15 protein-coding genes and 1 tRNA gene are annotated in these 15,696 nt (G+C 72.3%); 8 read left to right on the plus strand and 8 right to left on the minus strand.

Annotation, left to right across the window (positions count from 1 at the left end):
• Window positions 1–179 precede the first annotated feature (179 nt).
• The 4 genes from ACGFIA_RS24850 to ACGFIA_RS24865 are packed head-to-tail and all read left to right on the plus strand — an operon-like array spanning window position 180 to window position 3,197.
• A complete protein-coding gene (locus ACGFIA_RS24850) occupies window positions 180–986 on the plus strand; it encodes a DUF881 domain-containing protein (RefSeq protein WP_145824166.1) in 807 nt (268 codons plus the stop codon).
• Complete coding sequence (locus ACGFIA_RS24855; RefSeq protein ID WP_393262360.1) at window positions 983–2,287, plus strand: class E sortase; 1,305 nt, start codon at window positions 983–985, stop codon at window positions 2,285–2,287. Before ACGFIA_RS24850 ends, ACGFIA_RS24855 begins: the two co-directional genes overlap by 4 nt.
• Before the next feature lie 3 nt (window positions 2,288–2,290).
• Window positions 2,291–2,542: a hypothetical protein gene (locus tag ACGFIA_RS24860; protein WP_357385306.1), complete on the plus strand. Its 252-nt coding sequence runs from the start codon at window positions 2,291–2,293 to the stop codon at window positions 2,540–2,542.
• 4 nt (window positions 2,543–2,546) lie between these two features.
• The gene (locus ACGFIA_RS24865) at window positions 2,547–3,197 is read left to right on the plus strand and encodes an aminodeoxychorismate/anthranilate synthase component II (protein WP_357385308.1); all 651 of its coding nucleotides are present in this window, start codon (window positions 2,547–2,549) and stop codon (window positions 3,195–3,197) included.
• Between the two features lie 180 nt (window positions 3,198–3,377).
• Here ACGFIA_RS24865 and pknB read toward each other — a convergent pair whose 3' ends face one another.
• The 7 genes from pknB to ACGFIA_RS24900 are packed head-to-tail and all read right to left on the minus strand — an operon-like array spanning window position 3,378 to window position 12,313.
• A complete protein-coding gene (pknB, locus tag ACGFIA_RS24870) occupies window positions 3,378–5,213 on the minus strand; it encodes a Stk1 family PASTA domain-containing Ser/Thr kinase (protein WP_357478200.1) in 1,836 nt (611 codons plus the stop codon).
• On the minus strand, window positions 5,210–6,589 hold the full coding sequence (locus ACGFIA_RS24875; protein ID WP_393262364.1) for a protein kinase: 1,380 nt from the start codon (window positions 6,587–6,589) through the stop codon (window positions 5,210–5,212). The genes pknB and ACGFIA_RS24875 overlap by 4 nt, the downstream gene beginning before the upstream one ends.
• Window position 6,590: 1 nt before the next feature.
• Entirely contained in the window at window positions 6,591–8,099 is a 1,509-nt protein-coding gene (locus tag ACGFIA_RS24880) for a penicillin-binding transpeptidase domain-containing protein (RefSeq protein ID WP_357382286.1), read from the minus strand.
• Window positions 8,096–9,586 (minus strand): FtsW/RodA/SpoVE family cell cycle protein, encoded by a 1,491-nt coding sequence (locus ACGFIA_RS24885; RefSeq protein WP_357382284.1) that lies wholly within the window; start codon window positions 9,584–9,586, stop codon window positions 8,096–8,098. Before ACGFIA_RS24885 ends, ACGFIA_RS24880 begins: the two co-directional genes overlap by 4 nt.
• A 28-nt stretch (window positions 9,587–9,614) precedes the next feature.
• Window positions 9,615–11,036: a protein phosphatase 2C domain-containing protein gene (locus tag ACGFIA_RS24890; RefSeq protein ID WP_393262368.1), complete on the minus strand. Its 1,422-nt coding sequence runs from the start codon at window positions 11,034–11,036 to the stop codon at window positions 9,615–9,617.
• Window positions 11,033–11,518: an FHA domain-containing protein gene (locus ACGFIA_RS24895; protein WP_128138039.1), complete on the minus strand. Its 486-nt coding sequence runs from the start codon at window positions 11,516–11,518 to the stop codon at window positions 11,033–11,035. Before ACGFIA_RS24895 ends, ACGFIA_RS24890 begins: the two co-directional genes overlap by 4 nt.
• A gap of 6 nt (window positions 11,519–11,524) precedes the next feature.
• Window positions 11,525–12,313: a DUF3662 and FHA domain-containing protein gene (locus ACGFIA_RS24900; RefSeq protein WP_026267912.1), complete on the minus strand. Its 789-nt coding sequence runs from the start codon at window positions 12,311–12,313 to the stop codon at window positions 11,525–11,527.
• A gap of 209 nt (window positions 12,314–12,522) precedes the next feature.
• On the opposite strand from ACGFIA_RS24900, the gene ACGFIA_RS24905 reads away from it, so the two are divergent.
• The 4 genes from ACGFIA_RS24905 to ACGFIA_RS24920 all read left to right on the plus strand — a co-directional run bounded on the left by ACGFIA_RS24905 (window position 12,523) and on the right by ACGFIA_RS24920 (window position 15,283).
• Window positions 12,523–12,608: transfer RNA gene (locus ACGFIA_RS24905), tRNA-Leu, on the plus strand.
• A 71-nt stretch (window positions 12,609–12,679) separates the two neighbouring features.
• On the plus strand, window positions 12,680–13,789 hold the full coding sequence (locus ACGFIA_RS24910) for an NAD-dependent epimerase/dehydratase family protein (protein ID WP_357382279.1): 1,110 nt from the start codon (window positions 12,680–12,682) through the stop codon (window positions 13,787–13,789).
• Window positions 13,786–14,592, plus strand: a complete 807-nt coding sequence (locus tag ACGFIA_RS24915) for a WecB/TagA/CpsF family glycosyltransferase (RefSeq protein WP_357382277.1) — start codon at window positions 13,786–13,788, stop codon at window positions 14,590–14,592. The genes ACGFIA_RS24910 and ACGFIA_RS24915 overlap by 4 nt, the downstream gene beginning before the upstream one ends.
• 88 nt (window positions 14,593–14,680) lie before the next feature.
• A complete protein-coding gene (locus ACGFIA_RS24920; protein ID WP_357382275.1) occupies window positions 14,681–15,283 on the plus strand; it encodes a hypothetical protein in 603 nt (200 codons plus the stop codon).
• Here ACGFIA_RS24920 and ACGFIA_RS24925 read toward each other — a convergent pair.
• A complete protein-coding gene (locus ACGFIA_RS24925) occupies window positions 15,251–15,649 on the minus strand; it encodes a hypothetical protein (RefSeq protein WP_357382273.1) in 399 nt (132 codons plus the stop codon). The genes ACGFIA_RS24920 and ACGFIA_RS24925 overlap by 33 nt on opposite strands.
• Window positions 15,650–15,696: the final 47 nt, after the last annotated feature.

The following is a 15,696-nucleotide window of genomic DNA, read 5'->3' on the forward strand; positions in this document are numbered from 1 at the left end:
AGGGCGACGGTCCATGGCCAATAATGTTCGACAGCTAGCGTAGTCCCGACGGACCGTCCAGGCCATGAATGGGGCCAGGACGGTGCACTCAGTAACCGGAAAGAGCGGACTTTCCGGGTCGAGCAGGTCGGCTCGCACCGGCGCGGGCCGGAACGAGACGACGGGAAAGGGAACGCCCGGTGGAGTACACGTCCGGTGCCGCCTCCTGGCAGAAGGTCCTCCGCCGCGCGGCAGCCGCCCTGCTGCCCCGGCGCGCACGCCAGCGCCGCCCGGGCTGGTCCGTCGGCGTACCCCTGATCGCCGCCGCGGCCGGTCTGCTGTTCACCACCACCGCCACCACCGCGGGCGGCACCTCGCTGCGTGAGGACCGACGGCCCCAGCTCACCCAGCTGATCGAGGACCGCCGCGAGGAGGTCGCCGCCAGCGAGGCCAAAGCCGCCCGGCTCCGCGCCGAGGTGGAGGAACAGACCGAAGCGCTCGCCGGCGCCGACGGGCCGATCAAGACCGAGCGGGACCGGGCCGCCGCCAGCCGGCAGGCGGCCGGATTCACCGCGCTCACCGGCAGCGGCGTGACAGTCGAGCTGAACGACGCCGACCGCCGGCCCGACCAGCCGCTGCCGAAGGGTGCCAGCAACGACGACCTGGTGGTGCACCAGGGCGACGTCCAGGCCGTGGTCAACGCGCTCTGGGCCGGCGGCGCGGAAGCCATGTCAATCATGAACGTCCGCGTGCTGAGCACCAGCGCGGTACGCTGCGTCGGTAACACCCTGCTGCTGCACGGCCGGGTTTACTCCCCTCCTTTCAAGATCGTGGCAATCGGCGATCCCGCGGAACTCCAGCGGGCGCTCGCCGCCTCTGAGGGAGTGCGGGTGTTCAAGGAAGTGGCCGACCACTACCAACTCGGGTACGTCGAACGCGTCTCCACGGTCACCGTGCCCGCCTTCGAGGACTCCACCGCGTTGCAGTCGGCGACGGTGCCCCGGTGACCGGCGGCGACCCGCGGGCACGCGCCGGTCACGACCGCGAGGAGGAACCCACCGCGTTCCTTCCCCGGGTCGAGCGTCCGGCACCCGCCCCGGCGTCGCCACGGCCGCTCGACCTGCCCTGGCCCGAGGCCGGCCCCGCACACACCGCCCCGGTCCGGCGCGGCCCGGCCGCCCGGCCGCACCGCCCACCGCCCGCACCGCCCCGGGCCACTCCGCCGCCCGGCCCGCCGCCACCGTGGCCGGGCAGCCGGGCACATCAGCCGATCGGCGACTCCCACCCGGAGGCCGGCCCCCGGCGCCGCCCACCGGCGCGCGAGCCTTCCGGGGGTTCGCCCCGGCCGCCCGGCGTACCCCGTTTCGGCGGGCCGACCGGCGCGGACCGCAATCCGCCGGTCGACCCCGGAGCGACAACGGTGCTGCCCGCCGTTCCCCGCCCGCCCGCCGATCCCCGCCTGGACGCGACCGGGCTGATGGGCGCGGTGCCCCCGGCGCCGGACGCCGGTGACGACGGCCCGCCGGCCGAGCCGCCCCGTCCCCGCCGCGGCGAGCGGGTGGTGCGACTGCGGCCGGAGCAGACCGGCGACGGCTACCGCAGCGTCCACTCCGAGCTGACCCGTCCCACAGTCGGCTCCCGGGTGCGCACCGTCGTGCGCGGCACCGGCGAGCTGCTTATCACCTTCGGCCTCGTAGTGCTCCTCTTCGTCGGGTACGAGATCTGGGGCAAGTCGGTCCTCGTCGAGGCCCACCAGAACGACCTGAGCAGCCAGCTCGCCCAGCAGTGGGACACTCCCGCGGACCCGACTGTCGGCCCGACCAGCCGCCCGGCCGCCACGCCGAAGCCACCGGCCAAGGGACAGCCGGTCGCCGGCCTCTACATCCCCAAGTTCGACAAGCACTGGGTAGTGGTCGAGGGGGTCGACCCGGAGGACATCCGGTACGCCCCGGGCCACTACCCGGACAGCGCCCTGCCCGGCGGGGTCGGCAACTTCTCCGTCGCCGGTCACCGCATCCGCTCCACGTTCTGGCGGCTGGACGAGCTGACGACCGGCGACGCCATAGTGGTCGAGACCAGGTCCGACTGGCTCGTCTACCGCGTCTACGAGCAGCGGATCGTCAAGCCGTCCCAGGTGGAGGTGGTCGCGCCGGTGCCGGGCAAGCCGGACCAGAAGGCCACCGAGAAGCTGCTCACGCTGACCACCTGCAACCCGAAGTTCGACAACTACCAGCGGCTGATCATCCATGCCCGGCTGGACCACGCGCAGGCGAAGTCGGCGGGCCGCCCGGCCGAGTTGGAGGCGTGATCCGTGTACGCGTGGATCTGGCGCAAACTGCCGTTCGGGCTGCCCGGAAAGCTGATCGGCTCGCTGCTGCTCGCCACCGCCACCGTCGCGCTGCTCTGGTTCGTGGTCTTCCCGTGGGCCGAGCCGCTGCTGCCCTTCGACGACGTGCAGGTCACCCAGGACTCCGGCGTGCCGGGCGACGGCGGGCCGCCCGGCGAGGAGCTGCCGTACAGCACCGAGACGAACAACGCCCCACCCTCCACCCCGAACAGGTGACCCGATGCGCGTTCTGGTGATCGACAACTACGACTCGTTCGTCTTCAACCTCGTGCAGTACCTCGGCCAGCTCGGGGCCGAATGCGACGTGCGGCGCAACGACGAGATCGACGTCGCCGAGGTGGGCCGCGCCGGTGCCGCCGGCGTCCTGCTGTCACCCGGTCCGGGCAGCCCGGATCGGGCCGGCATCTGCCTGGACGTGATCCGCGAGTACGCCGGCAAGCTCCCGATCTTCGGCGTCTGCCTCGGCCACCAGGCGATCGGCGAGGCGTTCGGCGCGACCGTCGCCCGCGCGCCGGAACTGCTGCACGGCAAGACCTCTGAGGTACGCCACGACGGCGTGGGCGTGCTCGCCGGCCTGCCCGACCCGTTCACCGCCACCCGCTACCACTCGCTTGCCGTACTGCCCGAGACGCTCCCCGACGAGCTGGAGGTCACCGGCCGGACCGCCTCCGGCGTGGTGATGGCGATGCGGCACCGCTCGCTGCCGATCGAGGGTGTGCAGTTCCACCCGGAGTCGGTGCTGACCGAGGGCGGTCACCTGATGCTGGCGAACTGGCTGGCCGCCTGCGGCTTCCCGGCGGCGCTGGAGCGCGCCCCGGAGCTGGCCGCCGAGGTGGACGCCCGCCGCCAGGCGGCCTTCTCCCCAGCCTGACGGCCGCTTCCCGCCCGCCCCCCATCCGCCTCCCTCTCCGTCGATCATGAAGTTGGCGGGGATAAATCGGACGCTCAGTGCCGCTAAGTTCATGGTCAACGGGAGAAGCAAGGCGGAGATGCGAGCGTGGCGGCGGCCCCGGGATCGGGGACGCCGCCGCGTCGGTCGGTCAGGTGAAGGTCAGCGGTCGGTACGTGTCGGCGCGATGGTCGGGAACGGGAAGCCACTGCCGCCGCCGTTGCCGCCGCCGTTGCCCGGCGTGCTCGGGGACGTGCTGGGGGTGACGCTCGGCGTCGGGCTCGTGGGCTCCTCCTCGCGCGGCACGTCGACCTCGATGGTCACCGTCTCGCCCTTGGCCAGCTTCCTATTGGGCGACGGGGACTGACCGCTGACCTTGCCCACCTGGGCCGGTTCGACCTCTTCGCCGTCGACCACCTTGACCCGGTAGCCGGCGTTCTCAAGCTGCTTCCTCGCCTGGTCCTCGGTGAAGCCGCGGACGTCCGGCACCTCGGCGACGTTGCCCTTGGAGACCTCGAGCGTCACCTTGGTGTTCGGGGCCACCGTGCTGCCCTCGTCGGGCGACACGTTGACCACCTGTTCCTTCGGGGCGCTGTCGGTGACGTCCTTGCGGACCACGGTGAGCCCCAGGCCTTCCAGGGTCGCCTTCACGCTGGTGAAGGTGCCACCCTTGAGGGCCTGCGGGATGGTGACGTCGTCCGGACCGGCGCAGATCTGGACCGTGACCTCGCTGTTCTTCTCCACCCGCTGGCCGAACGGCGGGTTCTGCTCGACCACGGTGCCCTTCTTGCACTCGGCGTTCTTGACCGGGTCCCCGGGGGCGAAACGCAGCCCGGCCTGGCTGAGCGCGGCCTGCGCGTCGGCCTGCGTGCGGTCCACCAACTGCGGCACCGACACCTTCTCGTTGCCGGCCTGGTTGAGCCAGAGCGCGGTGCCGAGCGCGATCACCGCGAGCACACCGAGCGTGGCGAACGCGGCGATGACCCAGGACGAGGTCTTGCGCTTGCCCGGGTCGCCGACCCGCGCCACCGGCTGCTGGCGGGTCTGCGGGCCCATCATCTGGGTCTGCTGCGCCTGCTGGTAGCCGCCGCCCGCGGCGGCACCCATCGCCATGGTCTCGTCGGCCGGCATCACCGGGGTGGCGAGCACCGGACGCCCGGCGGCGGCGCGGAGCAGGTCCGCCCGCATCTCGCCGGCGCTCTGGTAGCGGTTGAGCGGGTTCTTCGACAGCGCCTTGAGCACGATCGCGTCGACAGCGGGGTTGACGTCCGGGTTGATCGTGCTCGGCGTCGGCGGCTGTTCCCGTACGTGCTGGTAGGCGACGCTGACCGGACTGTCCCCGACGAACGGCGGGTGGCCGCAGAGCAGCTCGAACAGCACGCAGCCGGCCGCGTAGACGTCGGAGCGGGCGTCGACCGCCTCGCCGCGCGCCTGCTCGGGAGACAGGTATTGCGCGGTGCCGATGACCGCGCTGGTCTGCGTCATCGTGGTGGCGCCGCTGGCGAGCGCCCGGGCGATGCCGAAGTCCATCACCTTGACCTGGCCGGTCTGGGTGAGCATCACGTTTCCGGGCTTGATGTCCCGGTGGATGATCCCGTGCCGGTGGCTGAACTCCAGCGCCGCGCACATGTCGGCGCAGATCTCCAGCGCCCGGCGCGGCTGGAGCCGCCCCTCGACGCCGAGAACCTCCTTGAGGGTCCGGCCGTTGACGAACTCCATCACGATGAACGGCAGGGTCTCGCCCGTGGGGGCGGTCTCCTCGCCGGTGTCGTAGACGGCGACGATGGCCGGGTGGTTGAGCGAGGCGGCGTTCTGCGCCTCACGGCGGAACCGCATCTGGAAGGTGGCATCCCGGGCCAGGTCGGTACGGAGCATCTTGATCGCGACATCCCGCCCGAGCCGGAGGTCACGGCCGCGGTGCACCTCCGCCATGCCGCCGTAGCCCAGCAGCTCGCCGACCTGGTACCTGCCACCGAGCAGGCGGGCCTGCGCTGTCATCGCGTCTCTCGTCCTTCGCTCGTCGTCGTACCGCCGTCGGCCGGCAGGAGGCGTACCTCACGACGGTACGACGTGCGGACCGGATAGTCGCCTCCGTACGGCCGCACCGCGCCGGAGGTCACGCTCACACTCGCCGGAGCGGATGCGGTAGCACCGTATTTCCGGTACAGGAACGAAATCACGCCCGAACAGAGGATGACCAGTACGGCCACCACGATCGCCGTCGTCCACAGCCCGGACCGGGAGCGCCGGGGCGGTGCGGGGGCGGGCGGTCGCGCGTACCCCATGGGGTTGTGCTGGGGCATGGGGCGGGGCTGCGGGACGGGGGCCGCGCCGCGCGGCGCCACCGGCGGGCGGGGCTGCGGGACGGGGTGCGCGACCACCGCGGGGTGCGGCGTGACCGGCGGGCGGGCCGGGGACACGGGCGGCCGGGGTTGCGGGCGCGGGGCGGGGGCCGGCTGCGGGCGCGGCACGGCGGCCGGCACCTGCGCCCGCGCGACCGGCGCGGCCGGTGAGGCGGGCACGCCGGAGATCGGGTGCCCGGCACGAGCCGCCTGGGAGAGCGCGAGCTTGGCCTGCCGGGCGATGCTCGCCAGCGCGGCGGCGCTGGACCAGCGCGCGGCCGGATCCTTCGCCATGGACCGCTCGACGATCGCACGCACCTGCGGCGGGATGTCGGGCGGAAGCGCACGCGGAGCGTCCCGCACGTGCTTCATGGCGATTTCGAGGGGGTTGTCCCCCTCGAACGGGCGGCGGCCGGCCAGGCACTGGTACGCGACCACGCCCAGCGCGTAGACGTCCGAGGCGGGGGTGGCGACCGCACCGGTGGCCTGCTCGGGCGAGATGTACGACGCGGTGCCGAGCACCGACCCGGCGGCGGTGAGCTGGCCGATCAGGTCCGAGCGGGCGATGCCGAAGTCGGTGAGCACCAGCGTGCCGTTCGGCCGGACCAGCAGGTTGCCGGGCTTCACGTCGCGGTGCACGATGCCCTTCTCGTGCGCCGCGTGCAACGCGTCGGCGGCCTGCGCCAGCAGGGCCATCGTGCGGGCCGGGGTCAGCCGGCCGACCCGGCTGAGCGTGGCGGAGAGCGCGTCGCCCTCGACGTACTCCATCACCAGGAACGCGATGTGCTGGTCGCTGCCGAAGTCGTAGACGTCGACCACGCCGGGGTGGTTGATGGTGGCCATGGTCCGGGCCTCACCGCGGAACCGCTCGGCGAAGCCCGGTTCGTCGAGCAGCGCGGGGAGCAGGCTCTTGACCGCGACGGTACGGCCCAGCACCTGGTCGGTGCCGCGCCACACGTCACCCATGCCACCGCTGGCGATCCGCTCGTCGAGACGGTAGCGGTTGCCCAGCTTCACTCCCGGGGCGAGCACGTCAGCGCCTCCCGGAGTCCGCGATGGCCGCCGCCATGATCCGGCCGGCGATGCGGGCCGCCTCGGCGCTGCCGCCGCTGCCCGCCTGCTCCAGCTCGACGCAGACCGCGGAGAGCGGCGTGCCGTCCTTGTCCAGCGCGAAGCCGATGAACCAGCCGTGGTCCGGGGTGTTCGGGCCGGACTCGGCGGTACCGGTCTTGCCGCCCACCACGAAGCCGTCGACGGCGGCCCGGCGGCCGGTGCCCTCCTTCACCACGTTCTGCATCATGTCGCGCAGGTCGGCGGCGACCTGGCCGCTGATCGGGCGGCGCAGCTCGCGCGGCTGGGCGGCGTCGTAGACGGTGGTGCGGTCCGGCCCGAGCAGCTGCTTGACCAGGTAGGGACGCATCTGCTTGCCGTCCTTGTTGGCCACCGCGGCGGCGATCAGCGCGCCCTGCAGCGGCGTCATCCGCACGTTGTTCTGGCCGATCGACGACTGCGCCAGCGCCGCCGGGTCGGTGCTGCCGTCCGGGTTCTGCATGTCGCCGGTGCGGCTGGCCGCCACCGGCAGGCCGCCCTCGCCGAGCTGGCCGACGTTGAGGTCCTCCTGCTCGAAGCCGAACTGCTTGGCCTTCTCCTTGACCTTGTCCGCGCCGAGGCGGACGCCGAGCTGGGCGAAGCCGGTGTTGCAGGACTCGGTGACCGCCTCGCGCAGCGTGACCTGGGACTCGGGGCAGATCGACGGCGCGGCGTTGCGGATCGGCTGGCCGGCGCCGGGCGCGGTGTAGCTGGAACCGGCCGGGATGCGGGTCTGCTGCCCGACGCCGTTCTCCAGCGCCGCCGCCGCCATGATGATCTTGAAGGTGGAGCCCGGCGGCAGCGTCTCGGACAGCGCCCGGTTCGCCAGCGGCCGGTCCTTGTCCTTCTCCAGCGTGTTGTACGCCCGGTCCGCCTCGGTGCTGTTGTGGCTGGCCAGCGGGTTCGGGTCGAAGCTCGGCATGGACACCAGCGCCTGCACCGCGCCGGTACGCGGGTCGATCGCGATGGCCGCGCCCTTCTTCGCGCCGACCTGGTTGTCGTTCAGTTGCTTGTACGCCGTCTCCTGGGCCCGCTTGGAGAGCGTCAGCAGCACGTTGCCGCCACCGGTCTCGTCCCCGGTGAACATGTCCTTGATCCGGCTGGCGATGAGCGCGTCGCTGGTGCCGGCCAGGAAGTCGTTCTCCACCCGCTCGATGCCGCTCGCGCTGCCGTTCACCGGCTTCCAGCCGAGCACGTGCGCGTACATCTCACCGCCCGGGTAGGTGCGCTGGTACTTCAGCTCACCGCCGGTCTCCTTGCTGAGCGCGTACGCGGTGCCGCCGACCTCGATGTTGCCGCGCTTGCGGTCGTACTCGGCGACCTGGACCCGGCCGTTGTAGTCGCTGTTGCGGTACTCGTCGGCCTTGTAGGCCTGGATCCAGTTCAGGTTCGCGAACAGCAGCCCGAACAGGACCATCACGACCACGCCGACGCGGCGCAGGGGGGCGTTCACGGCCGGATCACCTCCGTCGGGGCGCCGTGCAACTGCTCGGGCGGACCGCCGGCCGGCCGGGCTGCCGGACCGCCGCCACCGGTCACCGGACGGCGGGCACCGTCGGACACCCGCAGCAGCACGGCGATGAGCAGCCAGTTCGCCATCAGCGAGGAGCCACCGGCGGACAGGAACGGGGTGGTCTGACCGGTCAGCGGGATGAGCTTGCTGATGCCGCCGACGATCACGAAGACCTGGAGGCCCAGCGTGAACGCCAGACCACCGGCGAGCAGCTTGCCGAACGAGTCCCGCACCGCGAGCGCGGCCCGCAGGCCCCGCTCCACGATCAGCAGGTAGATCACCAGCAGCGCGGAGAGACCGAACAGGCCGATCTCCTCACCGATGCCGGCGAAGATGAAGTCCGTCTGCACCTCGGGCAGCAGCGCCGGCTGGCCCCCGCCCGGGCCGGCCCCGAACAGGCCGCCGGTGCCGAGCGTCAGCAGGCCCTGCACCAGCTGGTAGCCCCTGTCGTACGGCTCGGCGAACGGGTCCAGCCAGATCTGCGCCCGGTCGTAGAAGTTGGCGAACGGGCCGCCCACGGTGCTGCCCAGCACGTACGCCAGGTAGGCGCCGCCGAAGAACAGGATCAGGCCGATGAGCAGCCAGCTGACCCGCTCGGTGGCGATGTAGAGCGTCACCACGAACATGCCGAAGTAGAGCAGCGACGTGCCCAGGTCCTTCTCGAAGATCAGGACCAGGAGGCTGACCAGCCAGACCACGAGCACCGGGCCGAGGTCACGCCCGCGCGGGAAGTCGATGCCGAGCACCCGCCGGCTGGCGAGCGAGAGCACCTCGCGCTTGCGCACCAGGTAGTACGCGAAGAACGTGAGCAGGGCCAGCTTGGCGAACTCGCCGGGCTGGATGGAGAACCCGCCGAACTTGATCCACAGCTTGGCGCCGTTGATCTCGGAGAACCGGCTCGGCAGCACCGCCGGGATCATCACCAGCACGATGCCGGCCAGGCCCAGCGTGTACGCGTACCGGGACAGCGAACGGTGGTCGCGCAGGATCGCCAGCAGCCCGGCGGCGAGCACCACGGCGGCCAGCGTCCAGGCGAGCTGCCGGCCGCCGGTGCCGGCGAAGATGGCCAGGTCCTCCCGCTCCGCGGGGGTGGCCTTGGCCAGGTCGTACCGGCGCAGGAAGCCCACGCCGATGCCGTTGAGCAGGGCCACCGCCGGCAGCAGCGCCGGATCGGCGTACGGCGCGAGCCAGCGGATCACCAGGTGCAGGCCGAGGAAGACCAGCCCCAGCGCGGCGGCCGGGATCCAGAAGTCGGGCGTGATCGTGTCCAGCGCCTTCGCCTCGACCATCGCCGCGTACGCCGCCACGAGCACCATGGCGAGCAGGAGCAGGGACAGTTCGGCGTTACGCCGCGACCGGGCCAGGCGGTCGCCGGACTCCCCGCCCGTCGAAGCGGGCGAGGCGGCCGGTACGGCGGCTGCGGTCACGGATACGTCCTCGGGATCGAGCCGGCACTCACTCCGGCGACCGGCAACCCGCCGGGTCGGCCGGCGGAACGGTGTCGGAGGGTACGGCGTCGGGCGTGATGGTCGACGTCGGCGTGCCGGCGGGCGGCGCGGAGGGTACGGGGCTGCCGCTGAGCTGCGGGGTCAGCGCGTTCGGCGTCGCCGCCGTGGTCGGGCTGGTCAGGCCGGGCGACGGGTCGGGCGGACAGAGCGGCTTGAGGTTCGGGTTCGCCGGGTCCTCGCTGGTCAGCTCCGCCAGCCGACGCTCCGCGTCCGGCTCGTCGCGGGCCTGGATGCCCTGCTTCACCCGCTCCTGGGCGGCCAGGGTCAGGTCGTCGAGCCGGGCGTCGCTGCGCGCGTGAACGTCCGACAGGTCCAGCCCGGCGATCTGCCCGGGCACCCCGCGGAAGACCGCGAGCTGGCCGTCGTCGGTGGCGCCGACGTAGTACTGCCGCTGGGTGTACGTCCAGCCGCCGAACGCCGCGCCGCCGACGATCACCGCGAGCGCCAGCACCATCGCGACGGTGCGCAGCGGCCGGCGGCGACGCCGCTCGGGCTCGTCGTCGCGGTTGTCCACCGGTTCCTCGGGCGCGGGCGGCCGGGGTGCGGACAACGCCGAGGCGCGGGCCGCCGGGGTGGAGTCGTCGGCCGAGGTCGCCATGCCCCGGTCGCGGGCGGCGGCACCGCCGACGATCGGGGACGCCTCGACGATGTCCTGGTCGGTGGCGTCAGCGATGATCACGGTGATGTTGTCCGGGCCGCCGCCGCGCAGCGCGAGCTGCACCAGGCGTTCCACGCACCGCTGCGGGTCGGGGTACTCCCGCATGGTGTCCGCGATGGTCTCCGCGCTGACCACGCCGGAGAGCCCGTCGGAGCAGATCAGGTAGCGGTCACCGGGCAGCACCTGGCGGACGCTGTACTCCGGGTCGATGTCGCGGCCGTCGAGCGCCCGGGTGAGCAGCGAGCGCTGGGGGTGGCTGCTCGCCTCCTCCGCGCTGATCCGGCCCTCGTCGACGAGCATCTGGACGTACGTGTCGTCCTTGGTGATCTGCGCGAACTCGCCGTTGCGCAGGAGATAGGCCCGGGAGTCACCGATGTGGACCATGCCGAGCTTGCTGCCGGAGAAGAGGGTCGCGGTGAGCGTCGTGCCCATCCCCTCCAGCTGCGGGTTGGCGTCCACGGTGTCGCGGAGCTGCTGGTTGGCGGTGCCCACGGCGGAGCGGAGCGCGTCGACGAGGGCATCCCCGGGGACGTCCTCGTCGAGCGGCGCCATGGCACCGATGACGATGTTGCTGGCGACGTCACCGGCGGCCATGCCGCCCATGCCGTCGGCCACGGCGAGCAGCCGCGGTCCGGCGTAGACGGAATCCTGGTTACCGTCTCGGATCAGACCGCGGTCGCTGTGGGCCGCGTAGCGCAGGGTCAGAGTCATGGCCGTAATTCGAGGGAAGTGCGGCCGATCCGGATCGGCACGCCGAGGGGGACGGGGGTTGGTCCGGTGACCTTAGCGCGATCGAGATAGGTGCCGTTAGTCGATCCGAGGTCCTCGACGTACCACTGCCCGTCACGGGGCACCAGCCGGGCGTGTCGCGCCGAGGCGTAGTCGTCGGTGATCACCAGGGTCGAGTCCTCCGCCCGGCCGATGGTGATCTGGGCCTCTCCGAGCGTGATCCGGGTGCCGGCGAGCTGACCGGCGGTGACCACCAACTGGTGGGCGGCCCGGCCGCGCTTGGCCTTGGCCGGCTTCCCCGGCTGCCCGGTCGACGCGCCGATCCCCCGCGGCGCGGCCACCAGCTTGCCCGACCGGGCACCGGCGAAGAGGTCCCGGCGGATCACACCGACGACCGTGAACACGAAGATCCACAGCAGGATGAGGAACCCGAACCGGGCGACGGTGATGACGAGCTCCGGCAACGCGGATCAGCCGTCCACGCGGAAGGTCAGCGTCGTGGTGCCGAGCTGGATCATGTCGCCGGGGTTGAGGGCGACCGCCGACACCCGCTGGCCGTTGACCATGGTGCCGTTCGTGGAGCCCAGGTCGGTCAGCACCACCTGGCCGCCGTCGAAGTCGAGCCGGGCGTGGCGCCGGGAGATGCCGACGTCGGGCAGGCGCAGGTTGGCCTGGTCGCCGCGGCCGATCACGGTCGAGCCCATCTGGAGCGGGTAGGTGCGGCCGTCGCCGGAGACCAGGCGGACGTTGCGACCACCGCCGTGACCGGGCGGGGGGCCGTAGCCGCCACCCTGGTCGTACGCCGGGTAGGCCGGGCCGGCGTCGTAGCCGCCGGGCGCCGAGACGGGGGCGACGTCCCCGCCCGTGTAGACCTCGGCGGTGACCCGGAACATGCCGGTGTCCAGGCCCTCACCGCGTTCGACCTCGACGATCACGTCGCCGTAGACCGTCCACGCCTGCTCGCCGATGAACTCGGCCTGCGACTGGGCCAGCTCCTGGGCCAGCGCGGCAGCGTACGGCGCCAGCCGACTGTGGTCGTAGGGCGAGAGATCGATCACGTAGCGGTTGGGCACAAGGGTGCGCCCACCGGCCAGGATCGCCTTGTGCGCCTCGGCCTCCCGCTGCATGGCGTTGAGGATCTCCACGGGGTGGACCACCCCTTTGAAGACCTTGGCGAAGGCCCCCTCGACCAGGCCTTCCAGACGCTTCTCGAAGCGTTGCAGCACGCTCACCGGCTCCTCCTCGGGTCCCGAGGCAATGATGGTATCCGGACACCGCCTCCGCAGCTCACACGCCGCTCGGCCGGCTGCCGTCGGCCCGTTCGTGACCAGGCCCGCGGACGTGCTAAAGTTTCGCCCGCCACGAGCGGTGATCGTTCGTGGCGTGGCCAGTGGACAGCGTAATATGTCCCGGCACCCGCCGCAGATGGCGGGCGCGGGATGCGATATGGTGTTCCGGGTCGTGCCACGGGGATGTGGCGGAATGGCAGACGCGCACGGTTCAGGTCCGTGTGTCCGAAAGGACGTGGGGGTTCAACTCCCCCCATCCCCACCAGAACAAGGGCTCCGCGCATCGCGGGGCCCTTGCTTCGTATCGGGGCGTTCCGGACGTCACGCTATGCTCCGATGGTTTCCCTGCCTCCCACGGACCAGGAGTGGCGTGTGACTGTCGCGTTGGTGACCGGTTCCGGCGGTCTGATCGGCTCCGAGGCGGCCCGGCACTTCGCCGGACTGGGTCTCGACGTGGTCGGCATCGACAACGACATGCGGCGGTACTTCTTCGGCGAGGACGGCTCCACAGCCTGGAGCCTGGACCGGCTCGCCGCCGACCTCGGCTCCGCGTACACCCACCACGCCGTCGACATCCGCGACCGCGACGGGCTGGAGCAGGTCTTCAAGCGGTACGGCAAGGACATCGCCGTGGTGATCCACAGCGCGGCCCAGCCGAGCCACGACTGGGCCGCCAAGGAGCCGTTCACCGACTTCGACGTGAACGCCGGCGGCACGCTCAACGTGCTGGAGAACACCCGGCGGCACGCGATCGAGGCGCCGTTCATCCACTGTTCCACCAACAAGGTTTACGGCGACCGGCCCAACTCGCTCCCGCTGATCGAGCTGGACACGCGTTACGAGCTGCCCGAGGACCACCGCTGGTACGACGGCATCACCGAGGACATGTCGATCGACGAGTCGCTGCACTCGATCTTCGGCGCCTCGAAGGTCGCCGCCGACGTGATGGTCCAGGAGTACGGCCGCTACTTCGACATGAAGACCGCCTGCTTCCGGGGCGGCACGCTGACCGGCCCGGCGCACTCCGCCGCCGAGCTGCACGGCTTCCTGGCGTACCTGATGCGCTGCGTGATGGAGGGCCGGACGTACAACCTCTTCGGTTACAAGGGGAAGATGGTCCGGGACGCGATCCACTCGCACGACGTGCTGACCGCGTTCGAGGCGTTCTTCCGCGAACCGCGCTCGGCCCAGGTCTACAACCTCGGTGGCGGCCGGCACTCGAACACCTCGCACATCGAGGCGTTCCGGGTCGCCCAGGAGATCACCGGCCGCGAGGCCCGGATCAACTACGTCGAGCAGGCCCGCACCGGCGACCACCAGTGGTACGTCAGCAGCATGGCCCGGTTCGAGGAGCACTACCCGTCCTGGAAGATCACGTACGACGTGCCGATGATCCTCCGCGAGATCTACGAGGCGAACGCCGACAAGTGGGTACCGAAGGCATGACCACCGGGACCAAGCGCAACGTGCTCGGCGTGGGCGTCGACGCGACCGACTACGCCCGGGCCACCGAGGCGGTGGTGGCCGCCGCGCACGAGCGCCGCCCGCTGGCGCTCACCGCGCTGGCCGTGCACGGCGTGATGACAGGCGTGCTCGACCCGGCGCACAACGCCCGGCTCAACTCCTTCGACGTGGTCACCCCGGACGGGCAGCCGGTGCGCTGGGCGCTCAACCTGCTGCACGGCGCCGGGCTCACCGACCGCGTCTACGGCCCGGAGCTGACCCTGCGGGTGCTCGCCCGGTTCGCCGAGGAAGGGCTGCCGGTCTACCTCTACGGCTCCACCGAGGAGACGCTGTCCCGGCTGGTGCCGGCGCTGGAGCGCAAGTTCCCCGCGCTGAAGATCGCCGGGGTGGAGCCGTCCAAGTTCCGGGCCGTCGCACCGGGCGAGGACGCCGAGATCGCCGACCGGATCCGGGCCAGCGGCGCCCGCCTCGTCCTGGTCGGGCTGGGCTGCCCGCGCCAGGAGGTCTTCGCGTACGCCATGCGCCCGCTGCTGGACATGCCGCTGATGGCTGTCGGCGCGGCCTTCGACTACCACGCCGGCCTGCTGCGCAACCCGCCACCGTGGATGCAGCGCGCCGGACTGGAGTGGTTCTGGCGGCTCGGTCTGGAGCCCAAGCGCCTGTGGCGCCGGTACGTCATCCTCAACCCCGCCTACCTGGCCCGGCTCGCCGCCCAGAAGACCGGGCTGTGGAAGGCCACCCCGCCGGCGCCGGCCACCGGGCGTCCCACCACGTTCGACGTCTGAGCCCTCGACCCCTACGGGCCCGGGTACGGGACGAACCGGGGTGCCGTCCCGGATTCGGCGAGCGCCGGAACGGGCAAGGCTAGGGGGCATGGATGACCGTCTCGCCGTGCTGCTTCCCGTCGCCGCCGTCTGGCTCGCCGCCGGACTGGTCGCGGAGGGCCTGCCCGGGCTCGACCGCGCCCGGGCGCTGCGCCGGCGTACCGGATGGTTGTCCGCCCTGGTGCTGACCGGCCTCGCGCTCACCGCGGCGGTCCTCGCCGCGGGCCTGCAACGCGCCGACGGCACCACTGTCGACCGGGCCGCCGCCGCGCTCGGGGTCGCGGCGCTGCCGGCGGCCGTGGTGGCGGTCTGCACGGTACGGCGGGTCCGGCGGCTGCGGTCCGGCGCGGGCGCGTTCGCGGCGGCGCCGGGCACGCCCGCCCCGCACGGGCTGCGCGCGGCGGCGGCGCACCCGCTGATCGCGCTGCCGCTCCAGGCGACGGCGATCGCGGTGCTGGTGGCGGTGCTGCCGTCGGTCGGGATCGACCTGTTCGCCGCGCCGGGCGTCGCCGGACCGGTGATCACCGTCGGAGTGCTGGGCGTCTGCGCGATCGGGGTACGCCACGCGCTGCGGCACAACCGGCTCGCCGAGCGGGCGATGCCGGCCGCCGAGACGGTGTCAGCGCGACCGGCTCGCGCCCTGCACGTATAGCAGTTCCAGGATCGCGCGGGTCGCCTCGAACCAGCGGTCCAGCCAGCCGGGCGGGGGCACGCTGCCCTTCGGGGGCAGCTCCATCAGCAGGCCGCGCAGCAGCGGGTGGTCCACCAGGGACTCCTGCTGCTCGACCGGCCAGCCGCTCGGCGGGAAGGACGGCTCGGTGAGCGGGTTCGGGTCCAGCGACGGCAGGGACAGCGGCGCCGCGGCCTGCTCGGGGACGCCACCCTCGCGCGGGTCGTCGCCGTCGCCGGAGACCACCTCGGTGAGGACGGTGTCCCGGCGGGCCCCCCGGTACTTGCCACCGAACCGCTCCGGCTTGCCCGGGCCGCTGGTGAGGTTCTCTGAACCGATCGTCGTCATCCGTCTCGCCTGCCTCGTTCGGTTGCCGATCTGTGCGGTTCAACGAG

This window comes from Micromonospora sp. NPDC049203 (assembly GCF_043197215.1).
Taxonomy (GTDB): Bacteria; Actinomycetota; Actinomycetes; order Mycobacteriales; family Micromonosporaceae; genus Micromonospora.

What these genes read in the sequence shown, in the direction of transcription:
- ACGFIA_RS24910 (WP_357382279.1), top strand. Translation starts at nt 12,680, where the DNA reads ATGGTTTCCCTGCCTCCCACGGACCAGGAGTGGCGTGTGACTGTCGCG.
- ACGFIA_RS24925 (WP_357382273.1), bottom strand. Translation starts at nt 15,649, where the DNA reads ATGACGACGATCGGTTCAGAGAACCTCACCAGCGGCCCGGGCAAGCCG.
- ACGFIA_RS24920 (WP_357382275.1), top strand. Translation starts at nt 14,681, where the DNA reads ATGGATGACCGTCTCGCCGTGCTGCTTCCCGTCGCCGCCGTCTGGCTC.
- ACGFIA_RS24890 (WP_393262368.1), bottom strand. Translation starts at nt 11,036, where the DNA reads ATGACTCTGACCCTGCGCTACGCGGCCCACAGCGACCGCGGTCTGATC.
- pknB (WP_357478200.1), bottom strand. Translation starts at nt 5,213, where the DNA reads ATGACAGCGCAGGCCCGCCTGCTCGGTGGCAGGTACCAGGTCGGCGAG.
- ACGFIA_RS24915 (WP_357382277.1), top strand. Translation starts at nt 13,786, where the DNA reads ATGACCACCGGGACCAAGCGCAACGTGCTCGGCGTGGGCGTCGACGCG.
- ACGFIA_RS24865 (WP_357385308.1), top strand. Translation starts at nt 2,547, where the DNA reads ATGCGCGTTCTGGTGATCGACAACTACGACTCGTTCGTCTTCAACCTC.